This window comes from Streptococcus parasanguinis, assembly GCF_032163505.1.
Classification (GTDB): domain Bacteria; phylum Bacillota; class Bacilli; order Lactobacillales; family Streptococcaceae; genus Streptococcus; species Streptococcus parasanguinis_V.
In genome coordinates this window covers 761,462-781,172 of the sequence record NZ_CP134147.1, presented here as the reverse complement: position 1 = coordinate 781,172, position 19,711 = coordinate 761,462, and the positions used below count along the sequence as shown (strand labels likewise).

The window sequence follows — 19,711 nt, the reverse complement described above, 5'->3', positions numbered from 1 at the left end:
AAAATCTCCTTTATCACTGTCCTATTTAGAACATTCATTTTTTACAAATTTATCAAAGTGTTCTTGATAATAGGCCACCTGCTCTGGCAGTCCCAGCACGTCAAAAATATGCATGGCTTCCTGCATTTGCTGCCGCCCTTCTTCTGTTTGCCCCTTTTGATAGAGTTCAAATCCCTTGAGATAATGAAAGACATTGCGTTCGTAGAGCTTGATGCTCTTGCCGATAATCTTTTCTACATAGGCTTCAAAATAGATGGCATTTTCAAAAGAACAGTGTTCTAAACAATGCTGGTAACAATTCAGAGCCAGAATCAAGACCAGTTTTCGATGGCGACCAATTTCTTTGTAGAAATCTTCACGCTCCATCACTTCTCTCCCAAGCCGTGTGACATAGTCCACCTCATAAAAGCTGTAGAGATTGCCAAAGAGGATCAACTCATACATGGTCCACTCTTCCGTTTGAAAGAGGTAATCTGCCACCTTATCCAGATCACGCTGCTTCATCGTGTAGCTGGCATCTCTCTGGCAAATCAGGCCTTGTAGCAGGATCCAGTTCAGCTCAAAATAGAGGGGATTGGTGGAATGTTTGGCTTTTTCAAGTTGTTCTCTTTGAAGCTTTTGAAAACCTGCAATATCATTTGAATAGTAAAGTGGAATAATCTGAGCCATTAAGGCGACATGCTCATGGTGTTGAAAATTTCTGGCCTTATCCATAAAATTCTCAATTGTCACATGGATATTGTCCAAAATGTCAAAGAAGCGCGAAGCAGCCAGATCCGACTCCCCCAATTCAAAACGGGATAACTGGGAGGTCGAGCAAGCCTCTCCTGCAGCTTCTTTCAACGAATAATTCTTACTGATTCGAAATTCACGAAAAACTTTGCCTAAATCTTCCATTTGATTACCACTTAAATTCCTTTAAGTGCCTTTCTAACTCTTGCAAGTACCCTTCGTAGAATCCTAGATCTTCTTTCACGGAAACATCTAATTGTCTTAAGTAGGAAATCAGCCAATCAACCAATAGATCATACTGATGAAGAGGTAGGCGTTTCATCTGCTCTTCAACAAAAGAAATGGCCTCTGCAAAGCGCTGCTCTTCTAGAACTTGCTGAAGATAGTGAGCCCCGTTGATGAGTCTTCCTTCCTCATCTTCATACTGCCCCAAATCTAAATTTTGAATCTGTAGGCGCAAAGTTGTACCAATCATGTCGGCTACACCTTTAACCTGCTTCATAAACCAATCATTTTCAGTCGCCATAATGTTCTCCTTATACAAATTAGAAAACTATACTTACTGCGCTAGTTCTTCCCATTCTAGCTCGGCTTCTTCTTGGGCGGCGCTCAGCTGGTCGATTTGCTACTGGCTCTCCATGAGTTCGCAAACGTCAGTGGCCCGCAACTTCTTTCAACGTGTAATTCTTATTAATTCGAAATTCACGAAAACTTTGCCCAAATCTTCCATTTATTCCACCTGCTCTGACAGTTCTGCCCACTCTTCCATGACCGCTTCCTGCTGGACAGTCAGTTGATCCAGCTCGCTTTGGAGTTGAACCAAGTCGGCTGCGTCGTTGGTGCTATGCATAGTTTCGCTGATTTCTTGGATTTTTTGATCCAGCTCTTCCATCTCCGCTTCCAATTGCTCAATGCGACGAGTGATTTTCCGGAGTTCCTTCTGGTTTTGCTTCTGCAAGTGATAATCATTGCTGGTGCCTTCTTCGGTCGAAGAAACAGGCACAGCTTCTGCTTGTGCTGCAGCAAGGGCCTCTAACTCTGCTTTCTTCTCCAGATAATAATCGTAGTCTCCTAGGTAAAGAGTTGAGCCCTCTTCTGAGAGTTCCAAGACTTGTGTAGCCACCCGATTGATAAAGTAACGGTCGTGGCTGACAAAGAGCAGGGTCCCGTCAAAGTCAATCAAGGCATTTTCTAGCACTTCCTTGCTATCGATATCCAAATGGTTGGTCGGCTCGTCGAGAATCAAAAAATTGTTATTTTCCATGGACAGCTTGGCTAGAAGCAAGCGGGCCCGCTCTCCACCCGACAGCATGCCGACGGTTTTCTTGACATCATCCCCAGAGAAAAGAAAGGCTCCCAGTCGATTGCGAATTTCTACTTCTGGCGTCAGTTTAAAGTCATTCCAGAGCTCATCCAAGACACTGTTGTGAGGCGTTAGTTTACTTTGGGTCTGGTCATAGTAACCCACCTCGACATTGGCCCCAAAACGAGCTTCACCCTTGATAAAAGGAATCTGCCCGACGATGGACTTGATAAGAGTAGATTTCCCGATCCCATTTGGTCCCACAATAGCGACCGCATTCATCTTGCGGATATCCAGATTGATGGGCTCTGACAGGATTTGATCGTCATAGCCGACGGCTGCCTCTTCTACTGTCAGGACGACATTTCCCGAGGTCTTATCAGAATGGAAGGTCATATGGGCAGACTTACTTCCAGCTTCCGGCTTGTCTAGACGCTCCATTTTTTCCAACTGCTTGCGCCGAGACTGGGCTCGCTTGGTAGTCGAAGCCCGCACCAAATTACGATTAACAAAGTCTTCCAGAGCTGCAATTTCTTTTTGTTGCTTCTCGTAGTTCTTGGCTTCAGTCAGCAATTTTTGTTCTTTTTGCTCGACAAAGCTGGAGTAATTGCCGACATAGCGGTCCAAGGAATGCTTGGTCAAGTCCAGTGTAATGGTGGCGACCTTGTCTAGGAAATACCGGTCGTGGCTGACAATGAGAAGGGCCCCGCTATAATTGACCAAATAGTTTTCCAACCAGGCGATGGTCTCAATATCCAAGTGGTTGGTCGGCTCGTCCAGTACCAAGAGATTTGGTTTTTCTAGAAGCATCTTGGCCAGAGCTAGACGGGTATTTTGCCCTCCTGATAGCTCTTCAATCTTCATCTGCCACATGGACTCATCGAACTTAAAGCCGTTGAGAATCGCGCGGATATCTGCTTCATAGGTGAAGCCACCTGCCTGACGGAATTCTTCCGAGAGACGGTCATAGTCCTGCATGAGTTTTTCTAAGTCAGCCCCAGTTTTTTCCCCCATCTCAAGCTCCATCTGCCGCAAAGTTTTCTCCGTTTTACGGAGGTCGTCAAAGACATGGAGCATCTCATCGTAGATGGTATTGGACGACTCAAAGCGGCTATCCTGGGCCAGATAGGAGAGGGAAAGGTCGCGCTTTTTATTGATTTCCCCAGAAGTTGGTTCTTCTTCTCCCACCAAGATTTTCAAGAGCGTAGACTTGCCGGCTCCGTTCTTTCCTACCAGGGCAATCCGGTCCCGTTCATCCACTTGCAGGCTGATATTATCAAAAAGAACCTCCCCTGCAAAAGAGCGTTCAATTTTGTTGGCTTGTAAAATAATCATGTCCTTATTTTACTATCTTTTTTCAGATTAAACAAGGAAAGACGAGCCATCAAAAAAATCCTGAGCCCCTTGAGGCTCAGAACTTTTAGAAAGTATTTTAAAACTTATTCTTCCTTGTATAATTGTCGGACTGCTTCCACATCTGTATCCTGAATACTGTAGAAGGAACCAGCCGGTTGCATGACCGATTCTCCATCAGTGTGGTCCAGCCCAATCGCATGGCCTAACTCATGCTCAGCTGTATTGACAATCCGATCATAACTATAGTTATAGACATAATTTAAAAGATAATGGCGATTGAGACGCACTGTGATGTGGGTGAAGCGGTTGGTTAAGAGGTTGGTCTGAGAGGCAGTCTCTCCTGCAGCAGAAACGGATGCGTTATCCATTTCCGTCAAGACCACATTAGCCTCTTTTTCATTTGTAACCAACTTGAAGGTAAAGGCGCCTGTTTGGTTCCAAGCCTCAATAGCATCCCGATAAGCTTTTACAAAAGTTTGACTGATATTGGGATCCAGGTAGACCGTGGCCTCCGCTTTCTCCCAGCGAGCACCGCTATGCTCATGATTGTCTGTCTGCGTAGTCTGTGAGCTAGGTGCCATCCCAAAGCGCGATGCAAACCCCTGATCTCCAAATAAATTGCCGACTTGATAGACAACCTTTTGGGCAGCTCGTCCAAATCCATCCATACCAGAACTAGGAGAATCTGTAAAATAGATGATCCCCACTAGAACGAGAAAACTGATGGCAATGGTCCAGAAAAATCCCCAAAAAAGACTCCAAGCCATGCGAAGGATTCCTATGAAAAATCGAAAAATGGTTCTCATACATTCTCCTTTCTCTTAAAGAAGGTATGCAATTGTAACACCCCATTCTTAAAAATAACTTAAATAACTGCGCTTTCCAGCTTATTGATGAACGGTTACTTTGCCTGTCTGATAATCCAGGCTAATCCCACTTTGAACATTGGGAACAAAGACATTGAACTCAAGGCTCCCATCACTCGATTTGGCTTCGATCTGTGATCCTAATGGAATCAGATCTTCTGGATGGTTGTAGATCAAGGTCACCCGATAGCGGATCCGCTTGTTCTTATCCAGTGCTTTTCGAACCAGGGTCTCATAGTAGTTTTGACCGGTGGAATGAGGATCATTGGCTTGATTGGACCAAGCCGTTTGCACAGCGATATTTTTGGGATTGCTAGTCGAGGCATCAAAACCTTTGAGATTGCCGATCAAGGCGTAGCCCAATAGGTGGCCCCGATCCACAGCATGGTCATACTCGCCTGACAGATTATGGACCTGATGCCAACCTGCTGGTTTCCAATCGGTTAGGCCACTACCTGTTGCATCCCGATCTCTGTACTGGCGAGTCGCCTTGGTCATAATAGCGTTCGCAACCGTCGGTACGGTCTTTCCATTCACTTCTTTTGTCTTGTTATCCGCATAGGGTTGACTAGCCACGCTGGCATCCAGATCTGTGCGATTTCCCTTAACTACAAAGGCTCCAGCACCGTTCCATTCCAAGTCATTCCCTAATTGTGAACGGGCAGATTTCGTTAGTACAGAGCTAGCTAACTCTTTACTAGGTGTTTCTTGTTGGCTACTAGTCACCACCGAAACAACCTGATCCGTCGCTTCTTTCACCGTCGGTTGATTAAAATAATAGCCCCCGATAGCTAGGGCCGTTGCGACCACAAAGCCCGCTAGGGTTTGTTTGGTTCGTTTGCTTACTGTTTGTTTTGCCATATCTCTCTCCAAAAAAGAGCAGCGCTAGATGGGTCATTGACTCGATTCGCTGCTCTCCTTTTTACTCAATTTTAGTTAAAAGCTTATTTGCCTGTTAGCTTTCCAATGATCTCTGACCAAGTGTCCGGAGAGAGAATGGACCATGGATTTTTCCCATCGCCAATCACTCCATAGCCAATGACCAAACCAACTGCAAAAATGATGATTCCAATCACAGCCAACAGGAGGACAATTCCTAGCTGTTTTCCAACATAGCGAAGATTAGTTTTCATCGTCTTCTTCCTCTACACGTTTCACGTCTGCACCTAGCGCCACCAATTTCTCATGGAATTGATAATAACCACGATCTAAGTGACTTAATTTGCTGACCTTTGTTTCTCCTTCTGCTACCAAGCCCATCAAGACCAAGGTTGCACTTGCTCGTAAATCGGTCGACATAACCTCTGCACCTTGGAAGCTTTCCCCTCCAACGATACGAGCTGTATCCCGCATAATATCCGAGTGAACGCCCATCCGACGCATTTCTTCCAAATGCTGGAAGCGATTCTCAAAGACCGTTTCAATCATGGTAGACTCACCTTTAGCCATGGCCATCAAGGCTGTGAATTGAGCCTGCATATCGGTTGGAAATCCTGGGTAGGGAAGAGTTTTAACGGTCACTGGACGGAGCTTACTGATATCCGATTGAATCCGAATTCCATTTTCTTCTTCGGTTACCGTTACACCCATCTCCTGCATCTTAGATAGAAGCGGACGGTTGTGTTCCCAAATGGCATCTTCGATTAAGACATCTCCACCAGTCATGGCTGCCCCAATCATAAAGGTTCCAGCCTCGATGCGGTCTTGCACAACATTGTGGTTTGCACCGTGCAAGCTCTCCACACCAACGATGGTCAAGGTCTCAGTTCCTGCTCCCTTAACATTAGCCCCCATTTTATTCAGCAAGAGAGCTAGGTCAACAATTTCAGGTTCCCGAGCTGCATTTTCAATCACAGTGACTCCATCTGCCAAGGTTGCGGCCATCATAATATTTTGTGTCGCACCTACTGATGGGAAGTCCATATAGACGTGTGCACCTTTGAGACGATCTGCTTTTGCTTCAATATAGCCGGCTGTTTGGGTAATTTCAGCTCCCATGGCTTCCAGACCTTTGAGATGGAGGTCAATCGGACGACTACCGATCGTACATCCTCCAGGCATGGAAACTTTGGCATGGCCATTGCGTGCCAAGACAGGACCTAAGACAACGATAGAAGCCCGCATCTTACTCACATATTTATAAGGCGCTTCCTCTGATAATTTTGCTTGCGCATCTACGACAACTGTATTGTCTTCTTCATTGAAGGTTACTTGTGCATTCAACCCACGAACAACATTGTTCATTGTAAAGACATCTGATAAAACAGGTACATTTTTCAAGGTTGTCACGCCCTCGCTTGCTAGAACTGTTGCAGCAAGAAGAGGAAGGACAGCATTTTTTGCTCCTTCGATTTTGACGGTTCCAACCAGTCGATTATGACCACCATTAACGATTATTTTTTCCATACGGGATTGTTCTCCAATTTCTTAAAGTCACGCTTTCTATCATACCATATTTTTTATAAAATGTGGCTAGAATTGGCCAATAAAAATCTGTCGACTCATCTCATAAACACTGATAAAAAATGAGCTCGCTAGATAGCCGATTCCGACGCTGATCATCAAGATCAAAAAACGGATTTTAACCGCATTTTCAGCACTTACTTTTAAAAACTTTTCCCATTGAACCAGGTTCATCAATAGGTAATAGGCAAAAAAGATAAACAATAGATGGCTTGAAAGATTAAAAATCATTTGAATCATACAGCTATTATACCATATTTGGTCCGTACTTTCTTCTTTTGATTCTCTCCCAACAAAAATAAGGTGAGGACATACCTCCACCTTATTTTGAATATCTTATAAACGATTTCCGACATTAATCCGGTTAATGGCGCGTTGAAGAGCAATTTTAGCACGACGTTCCATATCAACCGAATGCTGATCTTTGGCTTCTTCAATCGCTTTTTCAGCTCGCAGTTTGGCACGTTCTGCACGACTAATGTCAATATCTCGAGCACGTTCGGCAGAATCGGCAACAATGGTAATGACATTATCAGCTACTTCGATAATCCCACCATTGACTGCAATCCAATCAATATGTTTGTCATCGTCGACACGACGAACCTTTACTTGGTCTACAGCCAAAACCGCAATGGTATTGATATGATGAGGTAAAATCCCTAATTCACCATCAATTGTCTTGACAGATACAAATGCGGCATGATGATCATAAACCAGTCCATCCGGTGTAACGATTTGGACGTTCATTTGACTCATCTTTCACCTCTTCTTAGAATCCCATTTTTTCAGCTTTGGCAATCACATCTTCGATCGATCCAACACCACGGAAGGCATCTTCAGGAAGATGGTCATATTTTCCGTCCAAGATTTCTTTAAAACCACGAACAGTTTCTGCAACAGGTACGTATGAACCAGGTTGACCGGTAAATTGTTCGGCAACGTTGAAGTTTTGTGACAAGAAGAATTGGATCCGGCGAGCACGAGCAACCAAGGTCTTTTCTTCGTCAGACAATTCATCCATCCCCAAGATCGCAATGATATCTTGCAATTCATGGTAACGCTGAAGGACGCGTTTGACCTCAGATGCTACTGCATAGTGTTCTTCTCCTACGATTTCTGGAGAAAGGGCACGTGAGCTTGATGCCAATGGGTCCACCGCCGGGTAGATCCCCAATTGTACCAATTTACGTTCCAAGTTGGTTGTTGAATCCAAGTGGGCAAAGGCGGTTGCTGGCGCTGGGTCTGTATAGTCATCGGCTGGCACATAGATGGCTTGGATGGATGTAACAGAACCTTTCTTGGTTGACGTAATCCGTTCTTGCAATTGCCCCATTTCAGTTGCCAAAGTAGGTTGGTAACCAACGGCTGAAGGCATCCGTCCCAAAAGGGCTGATACTTCTGAACCGGCTTGGGTGAAACGGAAGATATTGTCGATAAACAAGAGAACGTCCTGACCTTCGACATCACGGAAGTATTCCGCAATGGTCAAACCAGTCAAAGCAACACGCATCCGTGCTCCAGGTGGCTCATTCATTTGTCCAAAGACCATGGCTGTTTTTTCAATAACGCCAGATTCTTTCATTTCCCAGTAAAGGTCATTCCCTTCACGTGTCCGTTCCCCAACACCGGTAAATACAGAAATCCCACCGTGTTCTTGGGCAATATTATGGATTAATTCTTGAATCAAGACGGTCTTCCCAACTCCGGCACCACCGAAGAGTCCGACCTTCCCACCTTTCAAATAAGGGGCTAAGAGGTCAATAACCTTGATCCCTGTTTCAAGAATTTCTTCTGAAGTAGAGAGCTCGTCAAAGGATGGAGCTTTTTTGTGGATGGAGTCACGAGGAGCATCCTCAGGAAAAGGTTGATCCAAGTCAATGGTATCTCCAAGAACATTGAAGACACGTCCCAAGGTTTCTTTTCCGACTGGAACAGAGATTGGACGACCTGTGTCCAAGACTTCCATTCCACGTGTTAAACCATCAGTTGATTCCATGGCGATGGTCCGTACGACCCCATCACCAAGTTCCAAAGCTACTTCAAGAACGACTTTCGATTTTTGTTGGTCATTTTTATAGACTACAAGCGCATTATTGATCTCAGGAAGTTTATCTCCAACGGAAAAGGCAACGTCTACGACGGGACCTACGACCTGAGAAATTTTGCCTAAACTCATGTCATTCTCCTATTCTAAGTAATTTCTACTGCTCAAAAGTTCTCTTTCAAGCATCTGTTTTTGTATTTAAAATTGTATCCGACAACTATTCAAGGGCGCTAGCACCCGCAACGATTTCGGTAATTTCTTGTGTAATCGCTGCTTGACGAGCACGGTTGTATTGAATCGTTAATTCATCAATGACTTTCTTGGCATTGTCTGTAGCAGTTTGCATGGCCATCATCCCAGCAGCATTTTCAGCTGTTTTAGCATCAATAATGGCACCATAGATCATGCTTTCAGCAAATTGAGGAAGCAATTGATCCAAAATGGCATCTCGACTAGATTCCAATTCTAGATTCAATACATAGTCCTCATCCGCTTCATTGGGGTCCAAATCAATAATTGGAAGCATTTGTTCCACCCGCATTTGACTCGTCAAACTGTTGACGTGATGGTTGTAACAGACGTACAACTCATCAAACAAGCCTTCCTGATACATTTGGACTGTTTTCGAAATGATCTTGCGAACTTCCTTAAAGCTAGGTTGATCAGGCAAACCACGCAATTCATAAACCGGCTGAATCCCACGGGCACGGAAGAAATCCGCACCGACACTTCCAATACAGATCACTTCAAAGTCATCTCCAGTTGGATGGTATTCTGCCTTCATTTCCATCATGGTTTTAAGGATGGAGGCATTGTAGCCTCCGACCAAACCACGATCAGATGTAATCACGATATAAGCTGTCTTATTTACCGGCCGACTCACCAACATCGGATGGGATTTGGCATTTTCTGTTTCATGTCCATGGAGCAAGTCTGTTAGTAACTTACGTACCTTAGCGGCATAAACCTGAAAATCCTTGGCTGCTTGCTCAGATTTCCCGAGTTTAGCAGCAGACACCATCTGCATAGCATTGGTAATTTGACTGGTATTTTTAGTGGATGCAATTTTATTTTTTATATCATTTAATGAAACTGCCATCTTCCACTCCTATTTCTATTTGAAATTTGACTGGTTGACAAATTCTGTAAGGGCTGCATCCAGTTCTTCTTCTGCTGGAAGATCATGTGTCGAACGAATCGTCTCAAAGATTTGGTTATAATGTGCTTCAAAGTAATCAAACAACTCTTCTTGGAAACGAAGAATATCGTCTACTGGAACACTATCTAAGAAACCATGAGTCAAGGCATACAAGATCACGACTTGTTTTTCAACTGTCAATGGTTCATGAACAGGTTGTTTCAAGACTTCAACTGTTCGGCGACCACGGTTCAATTTCGCTTGAGTCGCAGCATCCAAGTCACTACCAAATTTCGTGAAGGCTTCCAATTCACGGTAGGAAGCGAGGTCGATACGAAGAGTACCCGCAACTTTCTTCATAGCCTTGATTTGGGCAGCTCCCCCTACACGGGATACAGAAGAACCTGCATCAATGGCCGGACGAATACCAGCATTGAACAAACTATCTTGCAAGAAGATTTGTCCGTCTGTGATCGAAATCACGTTGGTTGCGATATAAGCAGAAATATCTCCTGCTTGGGTTTCAATGATTGGAAGAGCTGTAATAGAGCCACCACCCAATTCATCTGAAACTTTAGCTGAACGTTCCAACAAACGGCTGTGGAGATAGAAGACATCCCCTGGGAAGGCTTCACGTCCTGGTGGACGACGAAGAAGAAGGGACAATTCACGATAGGCTACGGCTTGTTTTGACAAATCATCATAGACGATCAAAACGTGTTTACCGTTATACATGAACTCTTCTGCCATGGCAACCCCGGCATAAGGTGCCAAGTAGAGCAATGGAGATGGTTGAGAAGCCGAAGCGGTTACCACAATCGTATAATCCATGGCTCCGTATTTACGAAGAGTTTCTACTTGCGTACGAACTGTTGATTCTTTTTGACCAATCGCCACATAGATACAGATCATGTCTTGACCCTTTTGGTTCAAGATGGTATCGATGGCAATCGAAGTTTTCCCTGTTTGACGGTCCCCGATAATCAATTCCCGTTGACCACGTCCGATTGGAACAAGGGCATCAATGGCTTTCAAACCAGTTTGTAGGGGTTCTGAGACAGATTTCCGTTGCATAACACCAGGAGCTGGTGTTTCGACTGGACGGAATTTATCTGTCACAATCTCACCCAAACCATCTACTGGTTGGCCAAGTGGGTTAACAACCCGACCAATCAAGGCATCCCCTGCAGGGACTTCCATGATTTTACCTGTACGACGGACAGAGTCTCCTTCACGAATATCCGTGAAATCACCTAAGATGATGATCCCGACATCCGTTGTTTCTAAGTTTTGGGCCATCCCGTATGAGCCATTTTCAAAGATCAACAACTCACCACTCATGGCATTTTCAAGACCATGAGCACGGGCAATCCCGTCACCAATGTAGGTTACAACACCTGTCTCAGTGACGTCAAAGTTTGGCTTGAAATTTTCAATTTGTTGCTTAATTAAAGCGCTGATTTCTTGTGCGTTAATCGCCAAAATTCACACCACTTTCTATTTCAATTTAGATTTTATAACTTGCAATTGGTGTTTGAGACTGGTATCCAACGTTTTATGATTGGCTGTCACGACAAAGCCACCAATTAAATCTGGATCGATCTTTTGTTGGATCGAGCGAACTTGAATCCCAAATTTTCTTTCGATAATGGGGATTAGCTTTTGCTCTTGAACAGGATCCAAACCAGCAACCGTCGTAACAGTGACGACAAAAGCGTTGCTCAACAGTTGAATCTGATCCAAACAAATCGTTACAATGTCATAAAATAAGGCTTCACGATGATTGAGAATAACCACTTCAATCAAATGGTCGAGTAATTGTGAATCCGAGGGTTGAAAAAGTCTGAGACTTTTTGCTTTCTCTTCATCCTCTACACCGATATGAGCTAAGAAGTTAGCAAGTCCAGTCTCCTCAAAAATCCCCTTGATTTGGGTCAATTTTTCAAAGACTAGATCTTGTTCTCCTTTTTCAAAGACCAATTGAACAAAAGGCTGGGTATATTTCTCAATCACCATCAGTTGCTTTTTGTCCATTAGGCTTCTCCTAATTCATCAAGATAGCGATCGATCAGTTGGCGTTGACCTTCAGCATCCAGCTGTTGGCTCAACAATTTGCTGGCAAGATTGACAGTGAGATCTGCCACATCACCTTTGATACTGTTCAATGCTTCTTCTTTGTTATGCGCAATTTCTTGTTGCGCTTTTTCTTTCAAACGTACTGCTTCTTGAGTGGCTTCTGAAAGGATCTGAGATTTATTCTTTTCTGCAGTTTCCTTTGCATTTTCGACGATAGACGCAGCTTCTTTGCGGCTACCTGCCAACTCTTCTTCACGTTTACTTGCTAGTTCCTCAGCTTTTTGACGAGCTGATTCAGCTCCATCAATATCATCTGTAATCTTTTTGGCACGCGCTTCTAAAATTCCATTGATATTGTTCCATGCAAATTTCTTTATTAAAAAGATTAATAATAGGAAGGAACCAGCAATGAGAATAAAGTCACCAATAATTTCACTCATTGATACATGCATTCTTCTACTCCTCCTCTACTTACTCTTCACCATTAATTTTCTTACCAATATAAATTGATGACAACATGGTAAACACATAGGCTTGGATACATGAAATGAAAATCGAAAACGCTGTCCACGCCATGCTTCCAATAAAGGCAAATGGATACCAATAAACAGCTTGATGCGACAAAGTCACAAGCAAGCTTGCTAGTACCTCACCCGCAAAGATATTTCCGAAGATCCGAAGTGCCAAGGAGGCAAAGTTCGTTAATTCTTCCAAAATATTCATGGGGGTCATAAATCCGGGTGTCACAAAAGCCTTTAAATATTCCTTCACACCACGTCTGCGAATTCCTTCTACATGGGCGATTAAGGTGATCAAAAATGAAAAGGCAAAGTCATAACCCAGGTTAGCGGTTGGTGATGTCCACAAATTGTAACCATTGGTCGTTTCGATTTTAGCCATCAATCCAATGTTATTGGCTACTAAAAGAAAGAGGAAAAGAACAAACAAGAACAAGGAATAGTCCTTTATGTAATGTTCCCCAATATTTCCTTTTGTAAAGCCTACGACAAAGTCATATGCGTATTCCAGCACATTTTGTTTGCCTTTTGGTCGGATCGACATTTTTCGACTGGCCCAATAAATGAAGCCAAAAACGGCGAAAACAGAAATCAGGGTCATAGCAAGTAGGGTCAAATTAAAAGATACAGGTCCAAGAGTAATCGTTGGATTGATACTTTCTTCCAAGGTTTGACACCTCCTTTTCTAAAATAGAAGCGTCTATTTGATAATAAAGGCCATAACCAAGGTTACGAAGAAAGTACCTTCGACAAAGGCAACACCAAGAATCAAGAGGCTACGCAATTGACCGATAATTTCTGGTTGACGAGACGCAGATTTCAATAAGCTACTCATCATCAAACCTTCTGCCAGTGATACACCAAAACAGGCTAAACAAAGACCTAAAAATGTTAAATTCATGATGAATTCTCCTTTTATAAATTTTACCTCCTTAGTTTACTCCTAAAAGATATAATAGTCAAATATTTCCTATAAAAGTAAGCGTTTTAGTGAAATTACGTTATTTTTTTAATATGATAATTTTTCCTATCTACGATTGATTTCTTTTAATTTTTAGACGCTTTGTCCACCTCTATTCATTTTTCCTTCTAAAAAACTCTCACCTGCTCAGCAGATGAGAGAATTCGATTATTTAAAGATAGACGTTTTGAAACTGTCTGTTTGTTGCAGTAATTTCTTAAAGATTTTTTCTTTCAAGGCAAGGGTATTGTCAAATTTGACAGAACCATTCTTCAAACTGGCCTGATCTTTTTCAACCGCAGTTGCAAAGGCTTGTTTTAAGTCATCATAAGTGCTATAAGTAGTCCCATCAACTTCAATAGCCTGAAGTCCATTTTTAGCACTGGTCACCACTTCGTTGAAGTAGGCTTTCTTCCAGTCTTCAAGGGTACTGAATGTTCCATCAGAAATCTTTTGAATGATGTAATCATCCCCTAAAGTCGCATGACCTGCTTGTTTGGATTCTTGTTTATACTTGTTTGAAGCATAGCCTAAGAAGCCTTTTTCATAACCATAGTAGCCCCAGAGTCTAAAGGTATTGTGTTTGAAGGACATGGCTCCAGGAGCCCCTTCACTGGTGTTTCCACCATAGATCCCTGTCATCATCGGCACCGTCACATAGGCTGAGCCAAAGTCTAATGGATTATAGACACCATTTCCAGGACCACGATTGGTCATGAAGTTGTTGGTGATGAGATCATCTACTGAATGTAAGGTGATGGCTTTTTCCTCATCACTCAAAGGACGCACCTTATCAAATTGATTCTTGGTATTAGCCCCTCGGTATTGTTTATCAACCTTCTTGAACCATGCATTGTTCAAGTCTTGACTGCCTTTATTGAGGACGGCTTCTCCTTCTAGGTAATCCAGAAGCATGAGAGTGTCATTATAGCCTTTCATATACCGATCAATTTCGTCACGTGACTTCAAATCATTTGGATTGGTATTGTACCATTGGTTTCCATCGTTAGGACGCTCATAGGCCATGTTGAGACCTAAGGCCTTGTATTCCCCATTTGGATTGGATACGGATGGTGTTTGCAACATTCCTTGGGCAAAGGCTTCAATATCAGTTCCTTCGCGGTGTCTCCAACCACCTAAGTAAACCATACGGTCATTGACGTGCGTCGTTTCGTGCGTGAAGGCAGAGACCCCAAAGTCACTGATCATATCGGTCACCATGAAGAAGACAGAGTCATCTTTATATGGATTTCCGTAAATTCGCGCCACTGCTCCCATCCGCCAATCTGTCGCATGGTAACGATCGGTTGGACCATACAATTCACGGATTGGAGCCACATCCTTGCCACTGTTGGTATGTCCATAACGGTCTGTACTAATGCCCTTGTAGTTTTGGTTATCAAGGACAGGGGTCGGCACCATATTGTTGCTCTTCAAGAGCTGATTGCGAACCTTATCCGTTGCTAGACGTGACCAGAAATCTAGGTAATTCTGTTGGCCTTTCGCTACCTTGTCAATTTCCTCTTTGAAGGCCGTTCGTTCCGCTTCCGTGTTCTTGCCATATTTCTCGAAGGAACTATAGGCCATAGTGTTGTAAGTTGAAATCAAGAACATATGAGCATCTTTTAAGTTCAAGAGTGGCAAGATCATTTTACCGTGAACATCATTGTTTAAGCCCTCATAGGCTCTGTGTTTAGCAGACGCGAATGCTGGATTGGTCGTCTCAGGCTCCACAATATAGACATTGTCTTTGGTTGCTTTGATGAACCAATCGTTCAAGTCTGTCTCTTTTGTAAAGAGCTCCATATTGTACTTCAAGAAGTCATTGAGGTTGCCAGAAAGAGTCGATTTAGCCACGACTTCACGGAAAGCATCGTGGGTACGAGTCCCTTTGATGTAGTCTTCTTTTGAGCCGATTTCAATCAAGCGGTCTAAGACATCAACATTCTTCCCATAGAAGTCTGGCTTGAACAACATGAGTTGCTTGAGATTGACATTATCGAATTTCACCCCGTAATAACGGTTGAGGTAAGAAAGACCCAAAAGAACAGCAGCCTTATTATCATCAATCTTCTTAATGAGCGCACGTTTGGCAGCTTCATCTGTATTCAACTGATGATCTTGGTTTTCAACCAGTTGTTTGACAAAGTGAGTCAGATTATCCTTGACTGCTTGGAAGCTTTCTTCAAGGTAAAGGTTCTTAATAGCATTGACCTTGTTAGGACCTGTTCGACCAAGATGGGTGTAGATTGGATCTGATTGTAATTCGACAGGGCTTAATTTTTCAACGATGGCACCAATGAGATCACTACGGTCTTTGTCCACCATATTCGGTGTATAGACCACTTCACCGAGCTCCGCCACACTGTACTCTTTGACTTGTTTGACTTTAGACTCTTTCGGTGAAATGCTAAAGATATCTTTTGTCTTATCGGCATAATGGATCAGGATGTGATCAGCATCAGCTAGTTCCGTGACAAAATCATTGCCCTTCATAGCAGTCACAGACAAGACTTCCTTGGTCAAGAGAGGACTCGTTGTAGCCAATTTATTCCCTTGGTCGACAATCCATTCTTTGTTGTAGAATGGTTGCAATTTAGCAATATTGCGGTAAGCTAGCTCACGAGTCGCATCGTAACCAGTGATAGCCTTGTATTGATCGTCTTTGCTAACAAGGTGATTGAGCGTATCTTCAATCGGTTTGCTGCTGGTGAATTTATCAGCAGTGATTCCCATTGCTTCAATCTTCTGCTCAGCTTCTGCCAGCGAGATGCTAGGGATTTTACGGGAGTTGTTAAAGGATTTCTTCCCTTCACTTACGCCTTCCACACTGTAATTGCGCTTGGTTCTTGAATAGGTGAAATAATCATCTGCGTCGATATCCGAGTGTCCGAAGACCATCTCACCAGTTTTGACTTTCATCATGGTGATGTTGTCTTCAATAGTCCCCAAGGCCCAGTTGGTCCCTAGTAATCCACCAGATTGTACCGCGTCTTTGAGTTCAATTGAACCTTTAGCAACTGAATTTCTGAGAACCCCTTCTTTACCTACTGTGTGGTTATTTCCACCATTTTGAGAGGAATAAACGAGACCTGCCGCTTTGGCTTTGTTCCCAGTGATTTCAGCATAAACGTAAGCTTTTTCAACAACACCTTTCCAGTTCTCGCCAACAACACCCGCTAGATAGCCACCTTTGTTCCCAGCAGCGTGCAGTTTCCCGATAAAGGCAACATTGCTGACCTTCCCACTGCCATCAATTTTATTGACGATCCCTGCTACGTCATTGTTACCGACAACACTTCCTGTTACTTTAACATTCTCGACAGTTGCATTGTTTTTGATGACACCTGCGATTGGGGCTACTCGATCTGTCCCAGGTAGGTCAATCGCAACATTTTCAAGCAAGAGATTCTTAACCGCACCACCTTCGATGTTCCCAAATAATGGTCTTGTAATGTTATGGATGGCAAATGTATTTCCATCCGTACTTTCTAAAATCCCCTTGAAGGCATTGGTCACATAGGATTTCCCTGCTGGCTGGACATTGGACGCATTCATATTGCTACCAAGCTTAAAGGTTCCAGTCGGATTGGCTTGCATGGCTTTTACAAGTTCGTTGAAATTGTAGTAGACATCACCTTCATGTGCTTTGGGTTTCGCAATATAATGGACATATTCCTCACTAAATTGGTTGTCCGCAGTCCGTTGGACCAGATCTGGAGCTTTGGCTGTTACTTTGTATAAGGTCGCACCATCTACCGTCACTTCTTCAATTTTATCAACGGCTAGTTTTGTAACCTTATTATCATGGGTAGTGACCTTTAAGTAGTAAGGCTTCACATCTGATGGTGTTTCAGACAAGAGGCTGCTATCGGTCTCAAGACCTTGGTCATCCACGCTAATCAGACTGGTTTCCTTGATGTTTTTGATTTCAACTTTTTTAAGATCAATTCTCAGTGGTTCTTCCTTGAGAACTTCTTCTTCATCCCCATTTCCACGGTCATACACCATGGTCGTTGCGAGCGTATAATCCTTGTAGTAGTCCAAGTCCGCTAAAGCAGCTGCCAAGTCTGTCTCTGAAAGGGTCAGGGTTTTCACCACTTGATCACCCTTCTTCAATACAGCCTGGATGGACTTGATGGTCACACCGTCTGGTTTGTCCAAACGATAGGTAGCTTTAGCACTGCGCTTCAACACTTCCTGATCAAGATTGGTCAAGGTCAAGGTTGGCTTGTCTAATTCCTTTGTCCCTTGTTGAATGATCTGATCTTGCGCTTGTTCTACCACTTCTTCGGAAATTGTAGGAGCATCCGTTGTTTTGACACCTTTAATGGTCTTGTAGACCTTGGTGATTTTCTTCTTCCCATTTTTACCGGCTTGAGAAACCCTTTCAGTTCCTTTTAGCAAGGTGGCATCTTGTTCGGTTACCGTCTTAAATGGAATTTCTTCAAAAGCAACTTCCTCTTTTTGGCCTTCAATCGCCTTAGTCCCACGACTAATTTTTTCTGTCACAGGAGCTTTGACCGTTTCAGTGGTCGTACTGAGAGGCTCTCCAATCTTCTCACCATTGACCGTCTTATAAACACGACGAATCTCCTGGCTACCAGCCTCTCCTTTTTGAAGGAGGCTTTCTTCATCGGTGTAACGATTGGCGTCCGTTACATACTCTGTTTCATATGGAAGGATTACCGTTTCTGTCTCGGTTACCGTCCCTTCCGTAACTTGATAGGTTGGATTCTCCGGTTGAACGGGGGCTTCGCCAACATGGCCTTCTTCCTGTGTCCCTTTGGCTTCCACCATACCTGTATAGGTTGGGTTCTCCGGTTGAATAGGGGCTTCGCCGACATGGCCTTCTTCTTGTGTCCCTTTAGCTTCCACCACACCTGTATAGGCTGGGTTCTCTGGTTGAACAGGAGCTTCGCCGATATGGCCTTCTTCTTGTGTCCCTTTGGCTTCCACCACACCTGTATAGGCTGGGTTCTCTGGTTGAACAGGAGCTTCGCCGATATGGCCTTCTTCCTGTGTTCCTTTATCTTCCACCACACCTGTATAGGCTGGGTTCTCTGGTTGAACAGGAGCTTCGCCAACATGGCCTTCTTCTTGTGTCCCCTTAGCCGTTACAACTGGAGAAGGGCTGGGTTGAGGGGTTGGTTGGGCATCTTCTTTTGTCCCAACAGCAAGAATTTGTGAAACTGGTTCTTTAGTGACCTTGCTTTCAACGACTCTGCGAACTTCTTGTCCATCTACCACACTCACTTCTGTCAATAGGGTCCGCTCCCCATTTTGACCAGCAGTCAGCACCTTGGTTTGCCCTTTAGGTAATGTAGGATCAACTTGGTTGACAGTTTCAAATGGCACAGGCTCAGTATAGACTTCCAGGCTTGGTTTTTCAACTTGAGGAAAGGCTGGAGCGACTTCTGGGGTCACACGCGCTTGTGGTTCCACTTGTGGAATCCCTGTACTTGTTTTGATCGTTCCTTTTACAGAAGGTTTCGTTTCCTGCATAGCCTTTGGCTCTCGTAAGCTCGTCTTTTGGACTGACGGGTAGCGCAGATAACCAATATAGTCATAGCCGTCAATTTGAATCACGCCATTTGCAAGATCTTTGCTCGATGCGATCGCAAGATCCTGATTATAGGCGCGCAAGACTTGATTTTGTAGGGCTGCGACTTCAACTGGAAGTAGAAGACTTTGTCCCATGGCTCCAATCAAAAGGACGCCCATGATCTTCTTCCGGTGCTTTTTAGAGAGTAAGAGGACCGCAAAGGAAGCAGTGGCTAGACTTAGCCCAAAAAGGGCGATTTCCTGACTTCCTGTTTGAGGAAGAACCGACTGAGTTGCTTCCTTCTTCTTATAGACGAGATAGAAAGTATCTTCATTTTGATATGCTTCAGGGATTGCATGAATCACCTGTGCTTTTTCTTCAGCAGTCAGCTCTTCTTCTGTCACATATCCTAAGTGCACATGAGCAGGTAGGGTCACCTGATCTGCTTGGACAGGACGAGCCCCTAACAGGCTTCCTCCTAATAAAAAGGCTCCAATGGCCACCGGACCAACACCGACAGATAATTTCCGAATCGAATATTTGGTCATTTTTTCAAACGTTTGTTTCGCTTTTTTCATCCTAAAATTCCTATATAGTAATATTTAACCCTCGAGCAGGGACCTGATTATTTTTAGAGAGGATGGGATCCTTTCCAGAAATAAGAACCTTCCCGGGATTTTTTACCTTTACCTATCTTATCTTTTTTCTT

17 protein-coding genes are annotated in these 19,711 nt (G+C 43.7%); all 17 read right to left on the bottom strand.

Annotation, left to right across the window (positions count from 1 at the left end; translation table 11 throughout):
* Positions 1 to 21: 21 nt before the first annotated feature.
* On the bottom strand, positions 22 to 897 hold the full coding sequence (locus RIN70_RS04010; protein ID WP_313790701.1) for an XRE/MutR family transcriptional regulator: 876 nt from the start codon (positions 895 to 897) through the stop codon (positions 22 to 24).
* A gap of 4 nt (positions 898 to 901) precedes the next feature.
* A complete protein-coding gene (locus tag RIN70_RS04005; protein WP_045759259.1) occupies positions 902 to 1,258 on the bottom strand; it encodes a hypothetical protein in 357 nt (118 codons plus the stop codon).
* A gap of 204 nt (positions 1,259 to 1,462) precedes the next feature.
* On the bottom strand, positions 1,463 to 3,370 hold the full coding sequence (locus RIN70_RS04000) for an ABC-F family ATP-binding cassette domain-containing protein (protein WP_045759258.1): 1,908 nt from the start codon (positions 3,368 to 3,370) through the stop codon (positions 1,463 to 1,465).
* 104 nt (positions 3,371 to 3,474) lie between these two features.
* Complete coding sequence (locus tag RIN70_RS03995) at positions 3,475 to 4,197, bottom strand: M57 family metalloprotease (protein ID WP_155199441.1); 723 nt, start codon at positions 4,195 to 4,197, stop codon at positions 3,475 to 3,477.
* A gap of 81 nt (positions 4,198 to 4,278) precedes the next feature.
* The gene (locus tag RIN70_RS03990) at positions 4,279 to 5,118 is read right to left on the bottom strand and encodes a DNA/RNA non-specific endonuclease (RefSeq protein WP_049515169.1); all 840 of its coding nucleotides are present in this window, start codon (positions 5,116 to 5,118) and stop codon (positions 4,279 to 4,281) included.
* A gap of 83 nt (positions 5,119 to 5,201) precedes the next feature.
* Positions 5,202 to 5,390: a DNA-directed RNA polymerase subunit beta gene (locus RIN70_RS03985; RefSeq protein WP_003006464.1), complete on the bottom strand. Its 189-nt coding sequence runs from the start codon at positions 5,388 to 5,390 to the stop codon at positions 5,202 to 5,204.
* Complete coding sequence (murA, locus tag RIN70_RS03980; RefSeq protein WP_049515168.1) at positions 5,380 to 6,663, bottom strand: UDP-N-acetylglucosamine 1-carboxyvinyltransferase; 1,284 nt, start codon at positions 6,661 to 6,663, stop codon at positions 5,380 to 5,382. Before murA ends, RIN70_RS03985 begins: the two co-directional genes overlap by 11 nt.
* A gap of 66 nt (positions 6,664 to 6,729) precedes the next feature.
* Complete coding sequence (locus RIN70_RS03975) at positions 6,730 to 6,960, bottom strand: DUF1146 family protein (protein WP_003006458.1); 231 nt, start codon at positions 6,958 to 6,960, stop codon at positions 6,730 to 6,732.
* A 96-nt stretch (positions 6,961 to 7,056) separates the two neighbouring features.
* Positions 7,057 to 7,476, bottom strand: a complete 420-nt coding sequence (locus tag RIN70_RS03970) for a F0F1 ATP synthase subunit epsilon (RefSeq protein WP_003002471.1) — start codon at positions 7,474 to 7,476, stop codon at positions 7,057 to 7,059.
* 13 nt (positions 7,477 to 7,489) lie between these two features.
* Positions 7,490 to 8,896 carry a F0F1 ATP synthase subunit beta gene (gene atpD, locus RIN70_RS03965; RefSeq protein WP_049486331.1) on the bottom strand — a complete coding sequence of 469 codons (1,407 nt, stop codon included), beginning with the start codon at positions 8,894 to 8,896 and terminating at the stop codon, positions 7,490 to 7,492.
* A gap of 85 nt (positions 8,897 to 8,981) precedes the next feature.
* Positions 8,982 to 9,863, bottom strand: a complete 882-nt coding sequence (locus RIN70_RS03960) for a F0F1 ATP synthase subunit gamma (RefSeq protein ID WP_155199440.1) — start codon at positions 9,861 to 9,863, stop codon at positions 8,982 to 8,984.
* Positions 9,864 to 9,878: 15 nt separating this feature from the next.
* Positions 9,879 to 11,384, bottom strand: a complete 1,506-nt coding sequence (gene atpA / locus RIN70_RS03955; protein ID WP_003006447.1) for a F0F1 ATP synthase subunit alpha — start codon at positions 11,382 to 11,384, stop codon at positions 9,879 to 9,881.
* Positions 11,385 to 11,399: 15 nt separating this feature from the next.
* A complete protein-coding gene (locus RIN70_RS03950; protein ID WP_024055549.1) occupies positions 11,400 to 11,936 on the bottom strand; it encodes a F0F1 ATP synthase subunit delta in 537 nt (178 codons plus the stop codon).
* On the bottom strand, positions 11,936 to 12,430 hold the full coding sequence (atpF, locus tag RIN70_RS03945; protein ID WP_155168944.1) for a F0F1 ATP synthase subunit B: 495 nt from the start codon (positions 12,428 to 12,430) through the stop codon (positions 11,936 to 11,938). Before atpF ends, RIN70_RS03950 begins: the two co-directional genes overlap by 1 nt.
* A 19-nt stretch (positions 12,431 to 12,449) precedes the next feature.
* Positions 12,450 to 13,163, bottom strand: a complete 714-nt coding sequence (gene atpB / locus RIN70_RS03940) for a F0F1 ATP synthase subunit A (protein ID WP_024055550.1) — start codon at positions 13,161 to 13,163, stop codon at positions 12,450 to 12,452.
* A gap of 33 nt (positions 13,164 to 13,196) precedes the next feature.
* Entirely contained in the window at positions 13,197 to 13,397 is a 201-nt protein-coding gene (locus RIN70_RS03935) for a F0F1 ATP synthase subunit C (protein ID WP_003006433.1), read from the bottom strand.
* A 228-nt stretch (positions 13,398 to 13,625) separates the two neighbouring features.
* Positions 13,626 to 19,580, bottom strand: coding sequence for a ZmpA/ZmpB/ZmpC family metallo-endopeptidase (locus tag RIN70_RS03930; protein WP_313790699.1), 5,955 nt, complete (start codon positions 19,578 to 19,580; stop codon positions 13,626 to 13,628).
* Positions 19,581 to 19,711: the final 131 nt, after the last annotated feature.